Here is a 22792-nt window from a genome sequence, read left to right as displayed (position 1 = left end):
TGAAAAAATTCACTAACTAATCTGCATTATTTTCTCTTAGGAAATCACCTCCTTCTTGAAAATTCAAGCAAAGAATTTTATTGTTACTTTTTGGTTAAGTAGCTAAGTATTAATGACTTAACAAACTTAATATAAGTTCTATTCTCCTCCTCGGGCTAACTTAAGCCCAATAAACAAGACTAAATGTATAAAACAAACCTTTTTTGTCAAGTCTTTTTTGATATTTTTTACAAAAAAATATAGTGTTATTTAATCCAAAGACCCTTTTGGATTTCCCGACAATATAGAAAATCCCTTTTTAGCCGCTCCCTCCCCTTATTTTAATTTTAGATTATATCTGGATGTTATTAAAAAATTTGGAAAGAAATGTCAAGATATTTTTTAAAAAACTGCTAATTCTTTTGAAAAGAAGTAAACCTCAAAACTATACGGCGGCTTCTTCATTTTTCCTTTTTCCCGAAAATAGAATAAAGCTCCTCAATTATCCCCTCAGTTTCATAAAGGTCGTCTCTAAGTTTAAATCCGGCTTTTCTCAAGCCCTGCAGAAGTTTTACAGTCTCCGGTACTTCTGTCCCTTGCTCCTGGAGTTCCTCAGTTTGACTGAAAAACTCAGATTTTGATCCGTCAAAAAGGATTTTACCCTCCTTAAGATAGATTATTCGTTTACATACCTCTACTACCAGTTCTAAATTATGAGAGATCAAGGCAATAGTAACTCCCTTTTCATTAAGCTCCAGCAGGATTTTTTTAATTCTGCAAACACCATCAAAATCCAAGCCGGCTGTAGGCTCATCTAAGATCAGAATATTGGGCTCAAAGGCTAAGATGCCGGCTATAGCGACTCTCCTCTGCTCTCCGCTACTTAAGGAAAAAGGTGAACGCTGGGCAAAGGCATCGAAATCCAGACCTATGACTTCAAGCGATTTTCTCACTCTGGTATCGATTTTCTCTTTTTCCAGACCCAGATTTTTTGGACCAAAAGCGATATCTCCATATACCGTTTCCTCGAAAAGCTGTTTTTCTGGGAATTGAAAGACCAGCCCGACTTTCTGGCGGATTTTCTTCAGATAGGATGCCTTCTCTCTTATCTCCAGACCCTCAACCTGGATTAAGCCTGAGGTTGCGAAAAGCAGGCCATCCAGAAGCTGGGCTAAAGTGGTTTTTCCTGAGCCGGTAGGACCTATCAACCCTACGAATTCTCCTCGTGTGATTTTCAGGTCAATCTTCTCTAAAGCCATTTTGGAATTTCTACCGGCGTGATTGTAAGTAAAGCTCACTTTTTCCAGCTCTACTTGCAGGCCCACTAAAGGTTTTGGCTTGAACTGCTCAACTTGCCCAGTTTTCTTTTGAATTATAGGCAGATAATAGTTTACCCCTGGTAAGGACAGAAGTTCTTGAATCAAATCTTCAATCCCTCTGATTTTTCTCTTGAAATTTAAACCTCTTCTTTTAAGGCCGTTGGATATCTCTAAACTCTTAGTGATAGATAATCCTATTTCCTTCAACTTAGTTTCTTCTTCAAATACTCTTTCTGGTGAATCATCCATGAATATTTTCCCCTTGTCTAAAACCAGAAGGCGTTCAGCTAAGAGTGCCTCTTCTGGAAACTGAGTAATATTGATTATGGTGACCTTACCCTCAACTACCAGCTTTTTGACAAGGAGATTGAACATCTGCCTTCCTTCAGGATCCAAAAGTGAGGTCGGCTCGTCCAGGATCAGGTATTTTGGCCTCATGGCTAAGACAGATGCGATTGCCAGTCTCTGTTTTTCCCCGCCTGAAAGTGAGTGAGGTGCGGAATTTTTATAGTCCCACAGATGAAAGGCGGAAAGTGCCCACTCCACTCTTTCCCTGATTTCTTCAGATGGAAGGTTCAAGTTCTCCAGTCCGAAAGCGATCTCCCTTTCTACAGAAGTAGTTATGATCTGATTTTCTGGATTCTGAAACACCATTCCAACCTTCTGTCTAATTAGTTTCAGGTCCTCCTTAATCTTAGGATTTAAACCATCGACTAATACTTCACCAGAAGTGGGAACCAAGAGACCATTCAGAAGCCGAGCTAATGTAGTTTTGCCTGAGCCGTTGGGACCGATTATGGCAACGTATTCCCCTTCTTTGAATTCAAGGTCTATCCCCTGTAAAGCAGAGATTACCTTCCCTTCGGATATTGAGTAATCATAGGTTACTTTCTCTAACTTAATCATATTTCCAGATAAGGATGAAATGAATCCCTCGGGAAAGTGGAGTGTAAACCTTCAGGTTTACCTTTGTGAGTCTATTCGTTTTAAAGAAATAAGTAAAGCTGAGCTTTACGCTCCAGCTATTTTCAAACAAAACCCCGCCTAAGAGCGGGGCAGGATTTAAACTTTGAACTTTTGAACCTTCGATCCACCTCTGGCGGATTGAACCTTTACTTTAAGCTTTCCATCTAACGTTCAAATCTTTCGTAGCTTTAACCTCATCTAAACGGGAGACCGGAGTATTATAGGGTGCCCCTTTGACCAGCTCCGGATTTTCCTCCACCTCCTGGGCGATTTTTTTCATTACCTCTATGAACTGGTCGCAGCTTTCCCTGCTTTCGGACTCAGTCGGTTCTATCATCAAAGCTTCAGACACGATCAGAGGGAAGTAAACAGTTGGCGCGTGTAATCCGAAATCCAAAATCCTTTTTGCTATATCTGCGGTTCTCACTCCTCTGCCTTTCTGTTTACTCCCTGAGAGCACGAATTCATGCATACAGGGACCGGGATAAGGGAGGTTATAAAGCTCCTTCAGAGACTCCATTATATAGTTTGCATTGATAACTGCGCTCTCCGAGATCTGCTTGAGCCCCTCTGCCCCGCAAGCTCGTATAAAGGCATATGCCCTCACCATTATCCCGAAGTTACCGTAGAACCCCTGCAATTTTCCGATCGAGTCAGGTCTTTTATGGTTTAAAGAATAGCTTTCTTCACCTTTTTCGTTTACATTTTTATCTATGACCGGAACTGGAAGAAAAGGCTCCAGAGATTTTTTGACACCCAAAGGTCCTGCTCCAGGACCTCCTCCACCGTGCGGGGTTGAAAAGGTTTTGTGAAGATTGAAATGGACGATATCGAAACCTATGTCCCCTGGACGAACTATTCCCAAAAGCGCATTCAGATTTGCTCCATCCATATAAAGGATTGCCCCTACATTATGAACCGCCTTGGAGATTTCCTCTATCTGAGATTCAAAAAGACCCAGGGTGTTAGGGGCGGTCAGCATAAAACACGCCACCTCTTCGTCTAAAACCTTTTTCAATTCCTCTAAATCCACCAGACCCCGATCATTTGATTTCACCTGAACAACCTGGTATCCGGTTATTGTCACTGAAGCCGGGTTGGTGCCATGAGCAGAATCCGGGATTATGATTTTCGAGCGGGGATTTCCATTCTTGGTGTGGTAGGCACGGGTTATCAAAAGCCCGGTCAGTTCTCCCTGGGCACCGGCAGCCGGCTGCAGGGTAATCCCGTCCATCCCGCCGATCTCTTTCAGATACTCACCTAACTTATACATCAACTGCAGAGCACCTTGAACCGTTTCCTCTGGCTGGTAAGGATGGATGGAAGAAAAACCTGGAAGACGCGCCAGGTCCTCATTCACCTTGGGATTATATTTCATAGTGCAGGAGCCTAAAGGATAGAAGCTTTTGTCAACGTGATGATTCAAAATCGAAAGTGAGATGAAATGACGCACCACATCCACCTGACTTACCTCCGGGAGTCTTAAATCACTCCGTCTCAGACTTTTTTCCGGAATAAGCTGGTCTATCTTTTTCGTAGGTAAATCTGTTTCCGGCAAGTCACAGCCGGTTCTGCCCTTTGAGCTGAGTTCAAAAATCAGTTTCTGACTCATCCATACTCCTTAACGATTTTTGATACTTCCTTACTTAACTTGTTTTTCCTCAGTCCCTTCTAAACCATCAATCCTTTTCTGAACCCAGTCTTTTTCACCCGGATCTAAAGTCGGATGGTCTTTCAGAAACTGTTTGTACAGTGAGAGAGCCTTGGTTGTATCTGCCATCTTTTCATAAGAATAAGGGATATATTCTTCTGCATCTAAAGCCACTTTGCTTTTTGGAAACTCCTTCACGACCCTCTGGTAAGCTTCGATCGCCTTGTCGAACTGCTTTACATTTCTACCCATATACAGAAGCCCGATGTTATACAAAGCTTCTGAAGCTTTTTCGGTTTTGTCAGTGGGGTCCAGGGAGACAACCTTGTTAAAACAGGTTACAGCCTGGTCAAATGACCTGCGCTCCTGATATTTTTCGCCTAACTTGAACCAGAGCTTCACGTCCTCGGGATTTTGTTTAACCTTGTTCTCATAATCAGACAGAGTGCCCTGTCCTTTGAGATATCCTTTAATATCTCGCATGAACTCTGAAGCCGGTGCATATCCCACCCGATCAATTTCCGTTCCTGAAGAATTTGCCAGGATTACTGTAGGATAACCGTTGACCTTATACTTCTCTGCCAGAGCGGTATCCTTTTCTGCATTGGCTTTGAAGAAGACATAGTCCATGGAGAACCTTATGACGCTGGTATCGGTGAAAGTCGAGTCCGCCATCCTCTTGCACCATTTGCACCAATCGGTATAGAAGTCCACGATCATATTTTTGTTCTGGGACTTGGCCATTTTGGATGCCTCATCAAAATTAGCCGCCCAGTTAATCGATTTGGGCACAACCTTTCCGCAGGTGAAAAAATAAAAAGAGATAAGCATAACAAAAAACAGGTAAAACCAGAGAGCGCCCTTTTTACTCAACATACAAACCTCCTCTTCAAAAATTAGGGTTACAGGTTTCCAACAGTTTGCTCTTTAATGGCTAAGCTTTCCTCGTACTTATCCTCCGGCACATATAATCTATACCCGGGCTGGTCTTTGACCACGTAGCCCAAGCCCCCCTCTAAAAAACTCCCGGTGTAGCTCAAGAAACAGGGGATATTGCTGTCCTCCAAAGTCTCTTTTAAGAACTCCGCCAGCACCCGGTTCGGAGTGGTGTAAAGCAGAACTAAATTTTTCTCCGCCTCTTCCTGCTCCTCAGGCAGCTCGTCAACTAAGTCTGCCTCACATTCGGAACATCTTTTAGTGCCGGGAGGATATTCGGTATTGCACAATGGACAAAACGGCATGATTCTCGACTTTTTTTAACTTGTGACCTTCAACTTAGAGATTATCTACTAATTGCTCTTTGATCTTTAAGCTTTTCTTGAAGTCCTTCTCCGCCACATATATTTTTGCATCAGTGAGTGGGTGCCGAATTAAGGCTGGACCTCTCAAATTAATTCCCGATTCCCTCTGAATTAGGCATGGTATCCCATTTTTCTCTAATGTTTCTTTCAAAAAGTTAGCATAAATTAAGTTTCTGCTTACGTATAGCAGTTTCAGCTTGGGCTCGATTAAAGTTTCTTCTTCAGATATGTCCTGATTCGCAGTCCTTTTTCGTTTCTTCTCTTTTAATTTCACTACCAGTTTTCTGCCGCAATCCGGACATATCCCTACTGTCGATTTATACTTATACCTGCATTTTGGACAGTACGGCATAGATTTTAGATTTCTTTTTAACTTGTTACCTTTCTATTTACAAATTATCTACAATTTGCTCCTTGATCTCGCAACTCTTTTCAAAATCTTCTTCTCTCACATAAACACTTATATCATAAAAGGACCGGGGCAGCGAAGGCTGCACTAATCCTGATGGCCCGCGTTTAATTATACACGTAATCCCATTGTTCTCTAATGTCTCTTTTAAAAATCTAACGTAAGCCGCTTTGTTAGTAACGTAAAGCAGTTTCATCCTGGGCTCAATTCTGCTCCCGTGTGTTTTAGTTCTTACTGATTTCATCTCTGTTCTTTTAGTTTCGCTTGGCTTTGCTACTAATCTCTTCCCGCAATCCGGACATATCTCTACTATCGGTTTATACTCATACCTGCATTTAGGACAATACGGCATCAGTGCCTCATTTGACTATTCCTCTAAGACTTTCTACCAGATAATCTATCTCCTGTTTGGTTCTCTTTTCAGTAACTGAGATCAGAAGACTGTTTTTGAGTTTTCTGTCGAACCGGGAAAGGTCAATTCCTGCCAGGATATTTTTCTTCAGAAGAAGCTTTATGACCCTGGAAGCAGGAAATGGAGTTTCCACCACAAACTCCTTGAAAAACTGTCCTGGGAACTGGAGTTTGAAACCGCCGATCCTGGAAATCTGCTCTGCCGCATAATGGCTTTTCTGCAGACACAGCTCGGCTACTTTTCTTAAACCGTTTTTGCCCAAAAGGGATAAGTATACCGTCGCGGCTAAGGCACATAAAGCTTCATTCGTGCAGATATTTGAGGTAGCCTTCTCCCTGCGGATATGCTGCTCTCTGGTCTGCAAAACTAAGACAAAACCCCTTCTTCCTTTGGAATCGACTGTTTCCCCCACAAGCCTGCCCGGCATTTTTCGGATGAGACTTTGCTTGCAGGCAAAGAAACCTAGAAACGGTCCTCCGAAATTAAGACTGTTTCCTAATGGCTGACCTTCTCCCACCGCAATGTCTGCTCCGTACTCTCCCGGAGTTTTTAGAATAGCTAAGGAGATAGGGTCACAAACCATAATCAATAAAGCCCCTGCAGAATGGACTTTTTTCTCGATCTCCTCTGCATTTTCTATCAATCCATAGAAATTAGGAGACTGCAGGATGAAACTAGCGGTCTTAGAGGAGATCTTTGACTCTAGAGATGTGGTATCCGTGATTCCATCCTTTAGCTCGATCTTTCTGACTTTTATACCGCCCCTCTCGCAATAGGTGCATAAGACCCTGTAATAATTTGGATTCAGCGAACTGGACACCAGAATCTCGTTTCTGCCGGTTTCAGCCAGAGACATGAGAGCCGCCTCAGCCACGGCTGATGCGCCGTCATACATCGAAGCATTGGCAACCTCCATTTCAGTAAGCTGGCAGATAAGAGTCTGGTATTCGTAAATGCTCTGCAATGTTCCCTGGCTCACCTCTGGCTGGTAAGGGGTGTAGGCAGTATAAAACTCCGATCTTAAAAGTATGTGATTCACCACGCTGGGGATAAAATGGTCATACGCACCCCCGCCTAAAAAACTGATCAGCTTGTCTGTGCCTTTGTTCTTCCCGGATATGTTTTGAAGTAGTTGAACAAGCTCCAGCTCGGAGATTCCTTTGGGCAGTTTAAGCTCATCCTTTAGTTTTATAGACTCCGGGACAGTCCTCAGTAAATCCTGAAATGCCCTGACCCCCATTTTCTCCAGCATAAGCTTTTGATCATCTTCGGTATTAGGAATATAACCCATAGGTTTTCTCTCAAGTTGGAAGTTATTATCTCGACTCACTAATAAAAAAAATTAGACCTAAATGTCTATTTCTGTTCCAGTAGTTTCTTATAATCCTCTGCTGAAAGGAGCTTATTGACCTCTGACTGATCCTTAACCGTCACCTTGATAATCCAGCCTTCGCCGTAAGGGTCCTTATTGATCAACCCGGCTTCTGATTCAAGCTTTGAATTCACTTCTATCACTTCGCCTGTTACCGGCGAGAAAAGCTCTGATACGGCTTTGACTGCCTCGATAACGCCGAAAGATTTCATCTGTTCGACTTTTGTTCCCACCTTGGGCAGCTCCACGAAGACTATATCTCCTAACTCACCCTGAGCATAATCTGTAATCCCCATAGTCGCCATATCTTTTTCCAATTTTACCCATTCATGCTCTTTGGTATACCTCAGGTCGTCTTTTATAATCAACTTTCCCTCCTGATTAAAAAATTAAATGGATACCTTCTCTTTTAAATTTTCCTTAAACAGGCTTTCCACAAAAGATGTGTCATACTCTCCGCTTATAAAATTTGGATTGGAGAAGACTTTTTTATAAAATGGAATGGTCGTTTTAATTCCCTCAAGGATGAACTCGTCTAATGCTCTCCTCATCTTGAGGATAGACTCTTCCCGGGTATCAGCTACTGAGATCAGCTTAGCCACCAGGGAATCGTAATATGGCGGTATCTCATATCCGGCATAAGCATGCGTATCCACTCTGATACCATGCCCGCCTGGTACGTGAAAACTTTTGATCAAACCGGGGCTGGGCATGAAATCTTTTTCCGGGTCTTCCGCATTGATCCGGCACTCGATGGCATGTCCTTTAAGGATTATCTCCTCCTGGGTCCGGGAAAGCTTTTCGCCAGCCGCTATTTTGATCTGCTCTTTTAATAGGTCGATCCCGGTTACCTCTTCAGTTACTGGATGCTCCACCTGAATCCGGGTATTCATCTCCATAAAATAAAAATTGCCGCTTTTATCTAAAAGAAACTCGATGGTGCCGACGCTCTCGTAACCTATGCGGGAAGCACCCACCACCGCTGCCCTTCCCATTTCGACTCTTAAAGAAGTAGTCAGAGCCGGCGAAGGGGACTCCTCGATCAGCTTCTGGTGTCTTCTTTGAATGGTACAATCCCTTTCACCTAAGTGTATTAAATTACCGTGACTATCACCCATAATCTGAAACTCGACGTGCCTGGGATTTAAAATATACTTTTCTATATAGACTTCGGGATTTCCGAAAGCCGCCTCCGCTTCCATCTTTGCCATTTCATAGCCTTTTTTTAGCTCCTCGTCATTCGTCGCTACCCTCATCCCCTTGCCACCTCCACCCCCTGCGGCCTTGATCAAAAGCGGGTATCCGATTTCGGAAGCCATCTGCTGAGCTTCTTCTATGCTTTTGACTACTCCCTCACTTCCCGGAATAACCGGAACCCCTGCTTCCTTCATCATCTGCTTGGCAACAGCTTTGTCACCCATCTGCCTGATCATCTGTGAGGTGGGTCCGATGAACTTTATCTTGCAGGATTCGCAGATCTCGGCGAAATCGGCATTCTCGGCTAAAAAGCCATATCCCGGATGAATCGCTTCAGCATTGGTCACCTCAGCCGCGCTGATTATTCTCTTTGGATCCAGATAACTCTCAGTAGCTTTGGCCGGACCGATGCAGACTGCCTCGTCTGCAAACCTGACGTGCAAAGAGTTCACATCCGCATCCGAATGCACGGCCACGGCAGCAATTCCTAACTCTTTACATGCCCGGATAATCCTTAGGGCGATCTCCCCTCGGTTAGCTATCAATATTTTCTTAAACAAATTTCATCCTGGTTAAACATTCATACGCTAAAATTATAGGTTGAATTTATCTTTTTTTAGTCAAAATAGCAAGTGAAAATTTATGTTTTGTTGTGAATCGAGTCGCAAAAAAATGCTTGACAAAACAATAAACTATTATATAATGTAATTAGAATTAAAGAAAAAAATTATCTTCTCAGGGTGAGTTATGGAATATAGAGAATACTCTCTCTCTCGAAAGGTATTGGCTTAACTTTAACATTGTAGCCCACCCATCCATCTGGATGGGTGGGCTATTGCTTTAATTAAAAAATCTAACCCTTAACTTTTAGCCTTTTTATGGGGGATTTATGTTAAAAAAGAACAAAGTACTCTTGTATTTGTTGGCCATAGCCTTTTTTTGCTCTATTCTCGCGATCACGATTCTACTCCAGGCCGGAGAGAATCCACCAGCAGAAATTTTTGGAACTGTCTCTTATCCGGATCCTAGGTTACTTCCTGGTGTGACTGATAAAGTTTATCTTTGCGAGTATCCCAGTCATGATGAGATTAAATTTGTAACCATTCAAGGTGGTGGTGGTAAGCACTGGTATAACGCGCTTATTCCAGATGCATCCGGCTACTACTATGTTTGGGGAAAAGGGGAAAATTGCAGTTCTAACTATTATCTGGTTTACTGGGAAATAGGAGATAGACTTGAACAGGAGGTGGTTATGGACCTGCCTAATATGCAACAGAGCCCAGGCAGATGATTTTTAAAGACGGTGGTGATAGTTTCACCACCGTCTAAAGTAAAAAGAAGGTTCACAATATGAATTCTAAATCTTCAAAAAAATATGGATTTGTTAAAATTTTTCCCCTCCTTGCCTTTTTGATCTTAAGTCTGTTTAAATCTTCAGAGGTTCATTCCTCATCTGACACCCTGAATCAACCCATCCTATTCCCCGGCTGGCCCAAGATCTTCCCCTATGATGAACCAAGCGCTCCCACCCAGTCAGTGGTTTTAGCCGATTTAGACACCCTGCCGGATTTAGAGATAATCGGAGGATTCCCCTTTGACAGTCTTTATGTCTGGAGATATGATGGCACCAATCTACCTAACTGGCCTGCTATGGCAGAGCCGGAATCTGCTTACTGGGAATTAGTCCCGGCAGTAGGGGATGTGGATGGAGATGGAGAACCCGATATTGCAGTAACCAAATGGAAGAGAGGGGAATTTGTCAGTTCATTATATGTCTTTAATAAGGATGGTTCTGTAATGCAAGGGTTTCCAGTAGAAATCCTAGGCGCATCTGCAACTGCTCCGGCTCTTTATGATTTGGATGGGGATGGGAAATTGGAAATCATAGTCTCTGGTCAGGTTCACTTTTACATCGATACTTTAGTATATGTCTATGACTCCAAAGGAGAAGTTCTTCCAGGTTGGCCTCAAAGGGTGGCTAATCTACCTTATGAGTATATTGCCCAACAGCCAGCAGTTGGAGATTTAGATGGAGATGGGGAACCGGAGATAGTAGCAACCGGCTCCCAGGCAATCTATGCCTGGCATATAGATGGAACTCCCCTACGGGGCTGGCCGGTTAAAGCAGAAAAAGACCACTTCTTTGGCTGGATCCACCATGTGGTCTTAAGTGATTTAGACAACGATGGTTATTTAGAAGTTTTAGCCAGTGCCTTTCACGACTACCCCATTTTCACCGGCTATGTAGCAGTCTGGAGATACGATGGAACCTATATGCCGGGCTTTCCCAAATATTATGAATATGAACCCAAATCCACACCCATACCCGGAGATATAGATAATGATGGTTATAAAGAGATAGTATTTTTAACTGGTGAATTTATCTTAGGTCTGCCTAATATACACGTTTTAAGAATAGATGGAACAGAACAACCCGGCTGGCCAATTTATCTTGAAGAATTGACTTATAATGATCTGGCACTGGTTGATATTGATGGAGACAACTCAGTGGAGATAATAGTCAGGGGACAAAATAAGAAACCATTACATAAATACGGTAGGATCTTTGCATACCATAAGGATGGAACCTTGGTTCGCGGTTATCCTTTAGATTTTTTTGGATGGACCAATGATTTTTGCCCCAATTTCAGCGATGTGAATAAGGATGGCTTATTGGACATGGCAATGCTTACTCAATACGGCAACTACTACGTTTATCTTTTCAATATGAATGTCCCCTACCATCCTGAAAAAATCTTATGGGGTAAGCTTTTTCATGATAACTGCAACACCAACAACACCGAATTCGGCGTGATAAGAAAAAAGGGGGATTTTAATAACAACGGTTCACCGGATATCACAGATGTGATATTCTTATTGAACTATCTTTTCAAAAACGGCAAAAAGCCCGGTTACCCCTATCAGGCAGATGTCAACTGCAACTCCCGTATAAACGTCTCTGACCTGATTCAACTCTACAGGTACCTTTTTCAAAATGGAGGACCATTATGCCCTTCTTGATCCCAAAAAATTCTCGGTTTCACACTATAAAAAAAACTTGCTTTAAATATGCTTCTAATAAAATGAAGGTTTTGTCAACAAAAAATGCTTGACAAAACAATAAACTATTATATAATGTAATTAGAATTAAAGAAAAAAATCTATCTTCTCAGGGTGAGTTATGGACTATAGAAAATACTCTCTCTCTCTCTCTCGAAAACTATTGGTTTAGCTTTAAGGTTGTAGCCCACTCATCCATATGGATGGGTGGGCTATTGCTTTAAAAGATCAAAAACCTTTAACCTTTTATAGCTTTTTTTGGGGGAGTTATGTCAAAAAAGAATAGAGTAATCTTATGTTTATTGGCCATAACCATTTTCGTCTCTGTCACTACAGTTGCTATTTTGCTAATAGCAGGTGAAGGGTCACCAGGAGGACAAATCTCTGGCTCAGTCTCTTATCCTGACCCTCGCTACCTACCGGGTGATTCCGATTATGTTTGGCTTTATGACTCCACTGCCTATCGTCTTGATATTTATGTGCCTATTATAGGAGGCGGCAATAAGTTCTGGTATAACGAACTCGTCCCGCCCCATCCCGGACACTATTATGTACATGGTGAAGGAGAAAATGCCGAATCAGATATGTATTATGTTTACTGGCCAGATACAACTGCACTTGTTACCCAGAATGTGGTTATGGACAAACCCGTATCGCAACAGAAATAGGCAAACGAGTTTCGAAGAGGGCGGTGATAATTTCACCGCCCTCTTAAGCAAAAAGAAGGTGTAAAAAATGAATTCTAACCCTTCAAGAATGTATCAATTTGTTAAATTTTCTTTCTTCCTCATTTTTCTGACTTTAGATCTATCCGGAATTTCAGAGGCTTACCCTTCATCTGACACCCTGAATCAACCTATCCCATTCCCTGGCTGGCCCAAGTTTCTCCCCAGAGGCAAAACCTGGTCAGTTGTTTTAGCCAACTTAGATACACTTTCGGATTTAGAAATAGTGGGAGGTTTCTACGACAGCCTTTACGTCTGGAGATATGATGGGACAAATCTAACTAACTGGCCTATTGTAGCAGAGCCGGAAGCTGCCCGATGGAGAAGAGTACCCGTAGTCGGGGATGTAGATGGTGATGGAGAATTAGATCTTGCAGCTACAAAGTGGCAGGAAGGGAAGTACAGCGGTTTTCTTTATGTCTTTCATAAGGATGGCTCTTTAATGTCTGGATTCCCGGTTGAATTCTTGGGGACTCGTATCATTGATCCATCTCTCTATGACTTAAATGGAGATGGGAAATTAGAGATTATTGTCTCTGGTGCCCAACACTACTGGACAGATACCCTGATATATGTTTACAACTACAAAGGAGAAATTCTACCAGGTTGGCCTCAAAGGGTGGCTAATCTACCTTATGAGTATATTGCGCAGCAACCTGCAATCGGTGATTTAGATGGAGATGGGGAACCGGAGATAGTCGCAACCGGCTCCCAGTGCATCTATGCCTGGCACGTAGATGGAACCCCCCTACGGGGCTGGCCAGTGAAGGCGGAAAATGGATTCTATTTTGGCTGGATCCACCATGTGGTCTTAAGTGACTTAGACAATGACGGTTATTTAGAGGTTTTAGCCTCTGCTTTCCATGAATATCCTGAGTTCAATGGCTATGTAGCGGTCTGGAGACATGATGGAACTTATATGCCCGGTTTTCCTAAATATTATGAATTCGAACCCAAATCGACACCTATACCTGGAGATATAGATAATGATGGTTATAAAGAGATAGTGTTCGTAACCGGTGAATTTGTGTTAGGGTTGCCTAATATCCATGCTTTGAGAATTGATGGAACAGAAATGCCCGGTTGGCCAGTGTATTATTCTGATGCCTGTTATAACGACCTGTCACTGGTTGACATCGATGGGGACAATTCAATTGAGGTAATTATCAGGGGGTCAGATCGACAAGACCCTTACGATTATAAGGGCATAATCTATGCCTATCATAAAGATGGAACATTAGCTCAGGGGTACCCTTTAGAGCTTGTAGGTTCGACTATCGATTTTTGCCCTAATTTTGGTGATGTGAATAAAAATGGGTCAACAGATATGGCAATGTTGACCCTTTATGCTCCTGAAAATTATCAATATTATTATGTCTATCTTTTCAATATGAACGTCCCCTATCACCCTGAAAAAATCTTATGGGGTAAGCTTTTTCACGATAACTACAACACCAACAATACCGAGTTCGGCGTGATAAGAAAAAAGGGGGATTTTAATAACAACGGTTCACCGGATATCACAGATGTGATATTCTTATTGAACTATCTTTTCAAAAACGGCAAAAAGCCCGGCTATCCTTATCAGGCAGATGTCAACTGCGACTCACGTATAAACGTCTCTGACCTGATTCAACTGTATAACTATCTGTTCAAAAGCGGAAAATCCCTGTGTTCATCTTAATCCTTGAAGGCTCTGTGCTCTTCCTCGCAGTCATCATTCAACAAGAGAATGGGCAAATGATAACATCCGCCCTGAGCAGAAAAAATGAATTCTAAACCTTCAAGAAAATATCAATTTGTTAAATTTTCTTTCTTCCTTATTTTTCTGACTTTAAATCTATCCGGAATTTCAGAGGCTTACCCTTCATCTGATACGCTGAACCAACCCATCCTACACACTGGTTGGCCAAAGGTGTTTCACTATAAAGGACTGAGCACGCCCACCATGTCTGTTGTTTTGTCCGATTTAGACACCCTGTCGGACTTAGAGATAGTTGGCGGTTTTCCTTATGATAGCCTGTATATCTGGAGAGGTAATGGCACTAACCTGAATAACTGGCCCGTTGTTGCAGAACCTGAATCTGCTTACTGGCAAACAATCCCGGCAGTGGGGGATGTGGATGGGGATGGAGAACTTGATATCGCAGTTACTAAATGGCAAAGAGGGCAATATTTCAGCTTATTATACGTGTTTCATAAGGACGGTTCTTTGATACAAGGATTTCCTGTTGAATTCACGGGTGGGTCCGCGACTGCCCCTGCCCTGTATGATTTGGATGGGGATGGGAAATTGGAAATCATAGCCTCTGGTCAGGTTCACTACGATCTCGATACCTTAGTATATATTTACAATTACAAAGGAGAAATTCTACCAGGCTGGCCCCAGCGGGTAGCTAATCTACCTTATGAGTATATTGCGCAACAGCCAGCAGTTGGAGATTTAGATGGAGATGGGAAACCGGAGATAGTCGCAACTGGCTCCCAGTGCATCTATGCCTGGCACGTAGATGGAACACCCTTACGGGGCTGGCCAGCGAAGGCGGAAAATGGATTCTATTTTGGCTGGATCCACCACGTGGTTTTAAGTGACTTAGACAATGATGGCTATTTAGAGGTTTTAGCCTGTGCTTTTCATGAGTATCCCGAGTTCAATGGCTATGTAGCGGTCTGGAGATATGATGGAACTTATATGCCCGGTTTTCCAAAATATTATGAATTCGAGCCCAAATCAACACCCATACCCGGAGATATAGATAATGACGGTTATAAAGAGATAGTGTTCGTAACCGGTGAATTTGTGTTAGGGTTGCCTAATATCCATGTTTTGAGAATTGAGGGGACAGAACAACCCGGCTGGCCAGTGTATCATTTTGGAGCGAATTATGATGATTTGGCTCTGGCTGATTATGATGGAGATAATTCGGTAGATATAATACTTTCCCCTAACTATACGAATCATATCTTAATCTATCATAATGATGGTACTCTATTCTCTGGTTATCCTAAGGACGTCATTGGTTCTCCAATTGCCTGTCCCAATTTCAACGATATAAATAAAGATGGCCTCCTGGATATGGCAATGTTAAATCTATTCGGCTATGGATTTGATGACAACGATTTGTATGTTTATCTTTTCAATATGAACGCCCCCTATCATCCTGAAAAGGTCTTATGGGGTAAGCTTTTTCATGATAACTACAACACCAACAACACCGAATTCGGCGTGATAAGAAAAAAGGGGGATTTTAATAACAACGGCACTCCGGATATTGCAGATGTGATATTTTTGTTAACCTATCTTTTCAAAAATGGTAAGAGACCCGGCTATCCCTACCAGGCAGATGTCAACTGCGACTCCCGTATAAACGTCTCTGACCTGATTCAACTCTACAGATACCTTTTTCAAAATGGAGGACCTCTATGCTCCCCTTAGGCACTGACTTTTTACAATCTGATGTGCCCTCCCCTCTTGTTGGGTTTTGTCATCTCACAAATAAAAAAAACGAATGATAATATTCGCCTGAAGCAAAACGAAAAATCATTCATAACCGACAGAACGGATTAACCAGATAAAAAACAATGATTATCATCTTAATCTTGCTAATCAGCTGTGAGGAATCTCCCCCCAAAAAGCAGGGGCGTTCATTTGAACGCCCCTTCAATTCCAGAATCAAATATTTTTTTCCTTTATTTTTTCTTTCTTGCCTGTTCGAACTCGTTCCAGCCTCGGTCTGCGGCTCCGGTTATGCCTTTGACCCTTAACTCGAAATCATCCGGGTTGGAGCACTGTTGCATAGCCTCCTCATAGGAGATGAACCCGTCTTTATAGAGGTGCATTGTAGACTGGTCAAATGATTGCATCCCGTACTGAATATTCCCGCTTTCTATCAGCTCGATTATCAGAGGGGTTTTCATCGGGTCAATTATATATTCTCTGATAAGAGCGGTTGAGACCAGAACCTCGACTGCAGGGACTCTGCCCGGCCCGTCTGAACGCGGAAGCAGTCTTTGACAAACGATGGCTTTCAGGGTGGCTGCTAAGAGCAGTCTGATCTGCTGATGCTGATGAGGAGGGAAAAATGAAATTATCCGGTTTATGGTTTCAATGGCATTTAAAGTATGCAGGGTAGTTAAAACCAGATGACCCGTATCTGCTGCGGTCAGGGCAATCGACATAGTTTCGAAATCTCTGATCTCACCTACCAAGATCACGTCCGGATCCTGCCTCAGAGCATGCCTTAAGGCAGTTACAAAACTCTCCGTGTCTCCACCTACTTCTCTCTGAAAGATTATGCTCTTGCGATCTTTATGGATATACTCCATCGGGTCTTCAATGATGAGAATATTCTCCGAACGGTTAGTATTGATATGCTCAATCATGGATGCCAGGGTAGTTGATTTGCCACTTCCGGTTGTTCCGGTAAGGATTATCATCCCTCTACGGTTATTGGCTAACCCCTTACAAACCTTGGGAAGGTTCAATTCCTCAAACGTCGGAACCAGGGTGTGCACGGTTCGCAGAGCAATACCCACAGTTCCCCTCTGGCGATAGAAGTTAATCCTGAATCTTCCCATTTTGGAAATGCTCAGAGCTAAATCCAGTTCGTTTCTTTTCAAGAATCTTTCTTTCTGCTCTTCAGTTAATATCTGCTTCATTACCTCGTCCATATCCGCCTGAGTCAAGACCTCAGCCTCTAACGACATAAGCGCCCCATCCACCCTGATAGTGGGCTTCACGCCCACCCTGAGATGCAAATCAGATGCTTTCTTGGAGAGAACCTCTGCCAGCATCTGTTTTAAATTCATCGCCATTTTGACCTCCTCAATCTGATGCTACTTCATTCTATATTTTCGGCTGAATTAGACTACAGCTTAATGTCTTCTAGATTGATTCTTTTGTGGGAAAATAATCTGAGGAGTTGGAGTGTAAACCTTTAGGTTTACCGAGAAATCCGTGTCATTCTAATTCAGCTTCAATAAAAAGGTAAGACTAAAGTTTTACGCTAAGCATATTTTTGTCAAAAATAAAGTGGTGTCAGGAGATAACTCCTGACACCACAGAGAAAAAGGTAAAGCTAAAGTCACCAGGATCTTGAGACTTTACACTCCAAATTCTGGTAATTCTTACAAAGGCTCGATCAGGAAAAGGGTCTGTCCGAATTCGATTGGCTTTCCATTTTCTACCAGAATCTTGACTACCCTGCCAGCTACTTCTGATTCTATCTCATTCATCAGTTTCATCGCTTCAACGACGCAGACTACCTGTCCGGCGCTTATTATCTGCCCTGCTTCCACATAGGGCTTAGCCCCGGGTGCTGGCGCCCGGTAGAAGGTTCCCACCATCGGGGACTTGATCGGGGTCAAGTTGCCTTCCGCCTCCTCCGGCTTGGAGACTTCCACTGAAACTGCTGCTGGCTCATCGTTGACCGGTGTTGCGGCTACCCTTTCCGATGGAGACGGCTGGTTCGCAATTAAGTGCGACGAGCTGTGAGGATTCTGATGGTTTACCCTTCGGGTAATCCTGATCTTCCTGCCCCAGGTGGTAACCTCCAGCTCGTCAATGTTGCTTTCCTCTACTATCCTGATTAATTTTCTAATCTTCGATTCTAACATCTTTACCCCTTTCTCAAAAAGGGTTATAAAAATTTTTCTAGCTTAATTTTTGACTATTTATAACTTTTCGGATTTCCCGCCTTCAAAAATTAGACATATCTTAAGATAGCTCCAATAGCTCTCTGTCTATATGTGTTAAAACCTTACAGCCATTTCTGGTTATGAGCACGTCATCCTCAATCCTCACCCCTCCCCATCCTGGAATATACACACCAGGCTCGATGGTTATGACCATACCGGGCTTGAGTACCTCCTGGCTTTTGGTATTTATGCCCGGGGAATCATGGACTAACAACCCTATTCCGTGCCCTAATCCATGGCCGAAATATTTCTGGTATCCGGCTTTTTTTATAATATCCCGGCTTACCTTGTCTAACTCAAATCCTTTCATTCCAGAACGAGCACTTTCGATTGCTCTGGTTTGAGCTTTTAGTACCAGGTTATAAATCTTTTTTTGCCTGGGAGTAGCATTGCCCAAAACCACTGTCCGGGTTATGTCGCAGACATAACCATCATAAGAGGCACCAAAATCCAGGGTGACGAATTCCCCTTTTTTTAATGTCTTGGCAGAAGCCCTGGCATGTGGCATGGCTGATCTTAAGCCGGAAGCCACAATCGGCTCAAAAGCAGAGCCAGACCCGCCATTTCTCCTGATCCTGTATTCAAGCTCGGCTGCGATGTCCAGCTCTTTTGTCCCCGGTCTAAAGAATGGCAATATCTCCTGATAGGCTTTCGCGCTTATGTCTGCCGCCTTTTTAATCTTTTTTATCTCTTCCTCATCCTTCGTTACCAGTATGGATTCGACCAGATTCTCAGTCGGCACCCAGAGGACCTGGGGCAAAAGTGTTTTGAGCCTTTGGTATAATTGAAAGGTAAGATATTTCTCTTCAAATCCTGCCTTAATCCTTTTTCCTTTAAGCAGGTCGACTTCAGGAAGGAAGGAGAATAGCTCTTTCTGGGGAATTTTTATTTCAGCTCCTTTGACTTCCTTTTTTACCTGCTCCTTGTATCTGAAATCAGTCAGGAAAATAGCTTTGTCCTTGGATATCAGAAGAATCCCGTTAGAGCCGGTGAATCCGCAAAGATACCTTATATTGGGAAGAGAGGTTACCAGCAGGAGGTCCAGGTTTTCCTGATTCAGTTTTTCCCTTAATTTTTTAATCCTTTCTTTCATCCAGACTCCTTATTCAATTCTCGATAACTTTCTCTCTAATTCCTCAACCTTTTTAGCAATTTCTGAGTTGGCAGGATCTTTTGCCAGAATCCTTTTGTAAATCTCCAGCCCCTCCTAGTATTTCTTTGCCTGGATATAGATCTCCGCCATAGTAGCGGTCTCTATATACTTCTTCTCCTCCAGACTTTTATCATCCCTTTCCATCTTGATAAAAAATATTAGCTGGAATATTGTTCCTCTGGTCTTTTTAGAATAATACCTGGGAGTGAGGCTGTCAAGAAAAAAGAGAAAAGAAATTCTCCCTTTCTGGTAGGGTTACATTAACTACGAAATCTATCTAGAATGGTTTGGATGATATTTCTGGTCGATTTTCCTTTGACCATTTTTATGCTCAGAACTTTTCCGCCGTGCGATTCTACTATACCTTTACCCACTATATCTTTTACTTTCCAATCTCCTCCTTTGACTAAAATATCCGGGATCAACGCAGAGATTAATTTTAAGGGGGTCAGCTCACTAAAAATACATACATAATCGACAAAATAAAAAGAAGCTAAAATAGCGGCCCGATCTGCTTGTTTTTGTATTGGTCTTCCCTGCCCTTTGATTTTCCTAACGGAGGAATCGCTATTTAACCCGACTATTAGAATATCCCCCAATTTTTTTGCCTTTTTTAGATATTCGATGTGCCCCCGGTGTAAAAGGTCAAAGCATCCGTTAGTGAAAACCACTTTTTTGTTTACTTTCCTGGCTTTCCTTCTAATCCGAATTAATCCCTGTAATTTGACAATCTTTCCCATTGAAGAAATTTCCTGATTCTTGATAAGAGTTCATGCTGGTGCGGGAAATCCAATTCCCGCACCAACCGGGAGTTAAAAATATATCTTACTCGGTATACTTTTTCAAATCCTGATATAATTCATCTTTAGTAACCTGGGCAGTGCCTATTTCGCCCACTACTATCCCGGCAGCATGGTTGGAGATCAAAGCCGCTTCCTTTAAACTGGCTCCGGCTGAGTATGCGCTGGTCAAAGCTGAGATTACCGTGTCTCCGGCGCCGGTAACATCATACACCTCTTTTGCCACTGTAGGGAAATTGGTAAGCATCTTGTCCTTTTCAAAAAGAGACATCCCTTTCTCCCCGCGGGTGACCAATAGAGCCTCTGCTTCTAGTTTTTCCAATAGTCCCCAGCCAACCTCCTCTAAGCTCTTCTCATCTTTTATCCTCTTGCCATAGGCAAAACCTGCCTCAGAATGGTTCGGAGTAATAATTGATACCTTTTTGTAATTCATAAAATGTGTCTCTTTGGGGTCCACTGCAACAAAGATATCATTCTCTTTGGCAATGCCGATGACCTCACTCAAGAGCTGCAGGCTGATAACTCCCTTTCCATAATCCGAGATTAAGAGCGCTGAGATTTTTTCTGCTTTAATTTTTTTCTTTATAAACTCGACCAATTGGAAAGTCATAGCAGCTGAAAGCTCCTCAGTGTTTTCCCGGTCAGCTCTCACCACCTGCTGGCTATGAGCGATGATCCTGGTCTTGGCTGTGGTCCTGCGAGTTTCGTCAACAAAAATCCCCTGACTTGATATCTCGGCACCTGATAGAAGTTCTTTTAGCCTGTCTCCATTTTTGTCCTTTCCTGCTATGCTGACCAGAAGAGGAATATCACCCAGGGTCTTGACATTCAGAGCCACATTAGCCGCTCCGCCTAATTTCACTGATTCATCCATAACTTCTACTACCGGGACTGGTGCTTCAGGTGAGATCCGGCTGACATTTCCCCAGATATATTCGTCCAGCATCACATCTCCTAAGATCAAAATCTTGTGACCTCCCAACCGGGAGAAGATTTGCTCTAACCGCTGTGCAGGTATTTTTTTCATCTTTCCTAAAAGTTTAACGATACCCCGATCGAATTTAGTCCTATTTTCGGATGAACTGATAGTTCTTTTGATTTCTCTTTTTTGTTTTTATTTAAACGAACTATGGTCTTCCCTACCCAGGTTCCCAGAACTCCTCCGAAGAATACGTCCGAGGTGAAATGGACGTTATCGTTCACCCGAGCCCAGGCAGCAAAAAAAGCCAGGCTGTATGAAGCCCAGTCGATGAGTTTGTTATCATACTGTTCTGCGATTACTGAAGCTAAAGAAAATGCCGTGGAGGCATGCCCGGAGGGAAAAGATAAAGAGTAAGATGAAGGATGAGCTCTAAAACCCTCAAAATGATAAGCTCCCTTATCCGCAAAAGGCCTGGCCCTTCCCACACTATACTTAATCACCTGCGTAATCCCTTGAGTGAACATCACTGCCTCTAAAAGATACCAGGCAGTGTCTTTTTCTTTTTTCCGGTTGAAAATAAGCCCGCCCAGATAAAAACTACCAATCACGACTTGGGGATAGATATGTTCAGAAGGAGTAACCAGCCTTGCCAGATCATCAGAGAAATTACTGCGGTTTCTCCGAGCAACCTTCTGCAGTTCCTCATCTGCAAGGAACAACCCGGCTGTAATTGAGGCAATCGCCAGAAATTCTAACCTCTCTTTCTTATCCCAGTGAAAGGGGGTAAGAAAAAGATTCTTGCCGTCATAATAGAATTGCTTGACAGCCCGGTCTAAGATATTGTCATTATTAGACCCTGCGGCAAGAACGCTTCCTGAGACAAAAATCAAGCAAACGAGCAAAAAGACCGAGAGAATAACTATCTTTACCCTTGACATCGAGGCATAATATATATTAGAATAGGATTCAAATGCAAGCAGATATTTAGAGAGGAGAATGTATGGAGATAAAACCTCAACCCCTTAACGTGGAGCTGGGAGAGAAAGAATCAGAAGGAATCTATTCTAATCTGGCATTGATTTCCCACTCGCCCTCAGAGATTATCATCGATTTCGCCAGAGTGATGCCCGGAGTCCCGAAAGCACGGGTCTATGCCCGTATCATCATGACTCCGGCCCATGCCAAGCTGTTCTTGAATGCCCTGGAAGACAATATCAAGAAATTTGAATCCCAGTTCGGGGCGATCAAGCTTTTCGGAAAAGAAGGAAAGGAGATCGGCTTTTCACGGGGATTGGCCGATATCTCAGAACCTCCCAAGAAAGAGGATTAATTGTCGGTATTCTTTTCCAGAGAACCAGCGAAAACACTCTAAGCAGGGCTGTCCCGCCAGAGGCGGGATGCTTACGAGAGCGCCAGGTATTGATTTCTCGTAGGGCGGGCACCCTTGCCCGCCAAATTTCTTAATCTCTTTTCAGGGTTGTTTTGTTATGTCGTCAAATTCAAATTAGGAAAGGAACTCAAGTGTCAAATAAAATAGGAAGTTTTACTTTCGTTCTGCACTTTCATTTACCTTACGTTATCGCTCACGGGAAATGGCCTCACGGTATGGACTGGCTAAACGAAGCTGCGGCTGAATGTTATATCCCTATCCTGAATATTTTAAACGAGCTGATTGCCGAGGGATATTCTCCTAAATTGACCCTGGGAATTACTCCGGTTTTGACTGAGCAGTTGTCTGACGAGTCTTTCAAGTCTGAGTTTTCCTCTTATCTGGAGCAGAAGATCAAAGCGGCAGAGATAGACATTCAGGAGTTCACCCGTTATAACCG

The 22792-nt window shown here is 42.9% G+C and carries 22 protein-coding genes; 7 read left to right on the top strand and 15 right to left on the bottom strand.

Translation table 11 applies throughout. From position 1 onward, the window contains the following. Positions 1–440: 440 nt before the first annotated feature. From MUP17_07600 to accC, 9 genes are all read right to left on the bottom strand, one after another. Positions 441–2204 (bottom strand): energy-coupling factor transporter ATPase, encoded by a 1764-nt coding sequence (locus tag MUP17_07600; protein ID MCJ7458840.1) that lies wholly within the window; start codon positions 2202–2204, stop codon positions 441–443. Positions 2205–2415: 211 nt separating this feature from the next. After that, the gene (gene gcvPB, locus MUP17_07595; protein MCJ7458839.1) at positions 2416–3876 is read right to left on the bottom strand and encodes an aminomethyl-transferring glycine dehydrogenase subunit GcvPB; all 1461 of its coding nucleotides are present in this window, start codon (positions 3874–3876) and stop codon (positions 2416–2418) included. A gap of 30 nt (positions 3877–3906) precedes the next feature. Beyond that, a complete protein-coding gene (locus tag MUP17_07590) occupies positions 3907–4791 on the bottom strand; it encodes a tetratricopeptide repeat protein (protein MCJ7458838.1) in 885 nt (294 codons plus the stop codon). 26 nt (positions 4792–4817) lie between these two features. After that, positions 4818–5156 carry a DUF2007 domain-containing protein gene (locus tag MUP17_07585; protein MCJ7458837.1) on the bottom strand — a complete coding sequence of 113 codons (339 nt, stop codon included), beginning with the start codon at positions 5154–5156 and terminating at the stop codon, positions 4818–4820. Positions 5157–5190: 34 nt separating this feature from the next. After that, positions 5191–5568 (bottom strand): DUF2007 domain-containing protein, encoded by a 378-nt coding sequence (locus tag MUP17_07580; GenBank protein ID MCJ7458836.1) that lies wholly within the window; start codon positions 5566–5568, stop codon positions 5191–5193. A gap of 37 nt (positions 5569–5605) precedes the next feature. Further along, on the bottom strand, positions 5606–5977 hold the full coding sequence (locus tag MUP17_07575; protein MCJ7458835.1) for a DUF2007 domain-containing protein: 372 nt from the start codon (positions 5975–5977) through the stop codon (positions 5606–5608). Between the two features lie 7 nt (positions 5978–5984). Further along, positions 5985–7328, bottom strand: a complete 1344-nt coding sequence (gene gcvPA / locus MUP17_07570; GenBank protein MCJ7458834.1) for an aminomethyl-transferring glycine dehydrogenase subunit GcvPA — start codon at positions 7326–7328, stop codon at positions 5985–5987. Between the two features lie 65 nt (positions 7329–7393). Next, positions 7394–7777 carry a glycine cleavage system protein GcvH gene (gene gcvH, locus MUP17_07565; GenBank protein ID MCJ7458833.1) on the bottom strand — a complete coding sequence of 128 codons (384 nt, stop codon included), beginning with the start codon at positions 7775–7777 and terminating at the stop codon, positions 7394–7396. Between the two features lie 21 nt (positions 7778–7798). Then, positions 7799–9166 (bottom strand): acetyl-CoA carboxylase biotin carboxylase subunit, encoded by a 1368-nt coding sequence (accC, locus tag MUP17_07560; protein MCJ7458832.1) that lies wholly within the window; start codon positions 9164–9166, stop codon positions 7799–7801. A 329-nt stretch (positions 9167–9495) separates the two neighbouring features. Between accC and MUP17_07555 the strand changes: the two genes are divergently transcribed. The 5 genes from MUP17_07555 (at position 9496) to MUP17_07535 (ending at position 15827) form a co-directional block, all read left to right on the top strand. Further along, positions 9496–9897: a hypothetical protein gene (locus MUP17_07555; GenBank protein ID MCJ7458831.1), complete on the top strand. Its 402-nt coding sequence runs from the start codon at positions 9496–9498 to the stop codon at positions 9895–9897. A gap of 59 nt (positions 9898–9956) precedes the next feature. After that, positions 9957–11627 carry an FG-GAP-like repeat-containing protein gene (locus MUP17_07550; GenBank protein MCJ7458830.1) on the top strand — a complete coding sequence of 557 codons (1671 nt, stop codon included), beginning with the start codon at positions 9957–9959 and terminating at the stop codon, positions 11625–11627. Between the two features lie 308 nt (positions 11628–11935). Continuing rightward, positions 11936–12334, top strand: a complete 399-nt coding sequence (locus MUP17_07545; GenBank protein ID MCJ7458829.1) for a hypothetical protein — start codon at positions 11936–11938, stop codon at positions 12332–12334. A gap of 67 nt (positions 12335–12401) precedes the next feature. Continuing rightward, entirely contained in the window at positions 12402–14075 is a 1674-nt protein-coding gene (locus tag MUP17_07540; GenBank protein ID MCJ7458828.1) for an FG-GAP-like repeat-containing protein, read from the top strand. An 84-nt stretch (positions 14076–14159) separates the two neighbouring features. Continuing rightward, on the top strand, positions 14160–15827 hold the full coding sequence (locus MUP17_07535) for an FG-GAP-like repeat-containing protein (GenBank protein ID MCJ7458827.1): 1668 nt from the start codon (positions 14160–14162) through the stop codon (positions 15825–15827). A 254-nt stretch (positions 15828–16081) separates the two neighbouring features. Here the strand turns inward: MUP17_07535 and MUP17_07530 are convergent, their stop codons facing one another. The 6 genes from MUP17_07530 to MUP17_07505 all read right to left on the bottom strand — a co-directional run bounded on the left by MUP17_07530 (position 16082) and on the right by MUP17_07505 (position 21901). Next, positions 16082–17200 (bottom strand): PilT/PilU family type 4a pilus ATPase, encoded by a 1119-nt coding sequence (locus MUP17_07530; protein MCJ7458826.1) that lies wholly within the window; start codon positions 17198–17200, stop codon positions 16082–16084. Between the two features lie 318 nt (positions 17201–17518). Next, positions 17519–18007, bottom strand: a complete 489-nt coding sequence (gene accB / locus MUP17_07525; GenBank protein ID MCJ7458825.1) for an acetyl-CoA carboxylase biotin carboxyl carrier protein — start codon at positions 18005–18007, stop codon at positions 17519–17521. Positions 18008–18107: 100 nt separating this feature from the next. Next, positions 18108–19181, bottom strand: coding sequence for a Xaa-Pro peptidase family protein (locus MUP17_07520; GenBank protein MCJ7458824.1), 1074 nt, complete (start codon positions 19179–19181; stop codon positions 18108–18110). Between the two features lie 320 nt (positions 19182–19501). After that, positions 19502–19981 (bottom strand): D-glycero-beta-D-manno-heptose 1-phosphate adenylyltransferase, encoded by a 480-nt coding sequence (gene rfaE2 / locus MUP17_07515; GenBank protein MCJ7458823.1) that lies wholly within the window; start codon positions 19979–19981, stop codon positions 19502–19504. A gap of 85 nt (positions 19982–20066) precedes the next feature. Continuing rightward, positions 20067–21068 carry a D-glycero-beta-D-manno-heptose-7-phosphate kinase gene (gene rfaE1, locus MUP17_07510; protein MCJ7458822.1) on the bottom strand — a complete coding sequence of 334 codons (1002 nt, stop codon included), beginning with the start codon at positions 21066–21068 and terminating at the stop codon, positions 20067–20069. A 5-nt stretch (positions 21069–21073) separates the two neighbouring features. After that, a complete protein-coding gene (locus MUP17_07505; protein MCJ7458821.1) occupies positions 21074–21901 on the bottom strand; it encodes a phosphatase PAP2 family protein in 828 nt (275 codons plus the stop codon). Positions 21902–21963: 62 nt separating this feature from the next. Here MUP17_07505 and MUP17_07500 point away from each other — a divergent pair, with 62 nt between their 5' ends. Continuing rightward, positions 21964–22293 (top strand): DUF3467 domain-containing protein, encoded by a 330-nt coding sequence (locus tag MUP17_07500; protein ID MCJ7458820.1) that lies wholly within the window; start codon positions 21964–21966, stop codon positions 22291–22293. Between the two features lie 191 nt (positions 22294–22484). Continuing rightward, the coding region (locus MUP17_07495) for a hypothetical protein (protein MCJ7458819.1) at positions 22485–22792 on the top strand (308 nt) is incomplete at its 3' end.

The organism is Candidatus Zixiibacteriota bacterium, assembly GCA_022865345.1.
Lineage (GTDB): Bacteria > Zixibacteria > MSB-5A5 > MSB-5A5 > RBG-16-43-9 > RBG-16-43-9.
The sequence above is the reverse complement of the archived record's forward strand: the minus strand, read 5'-3'. Positions and strand labels throughout refer to the sequence as shown.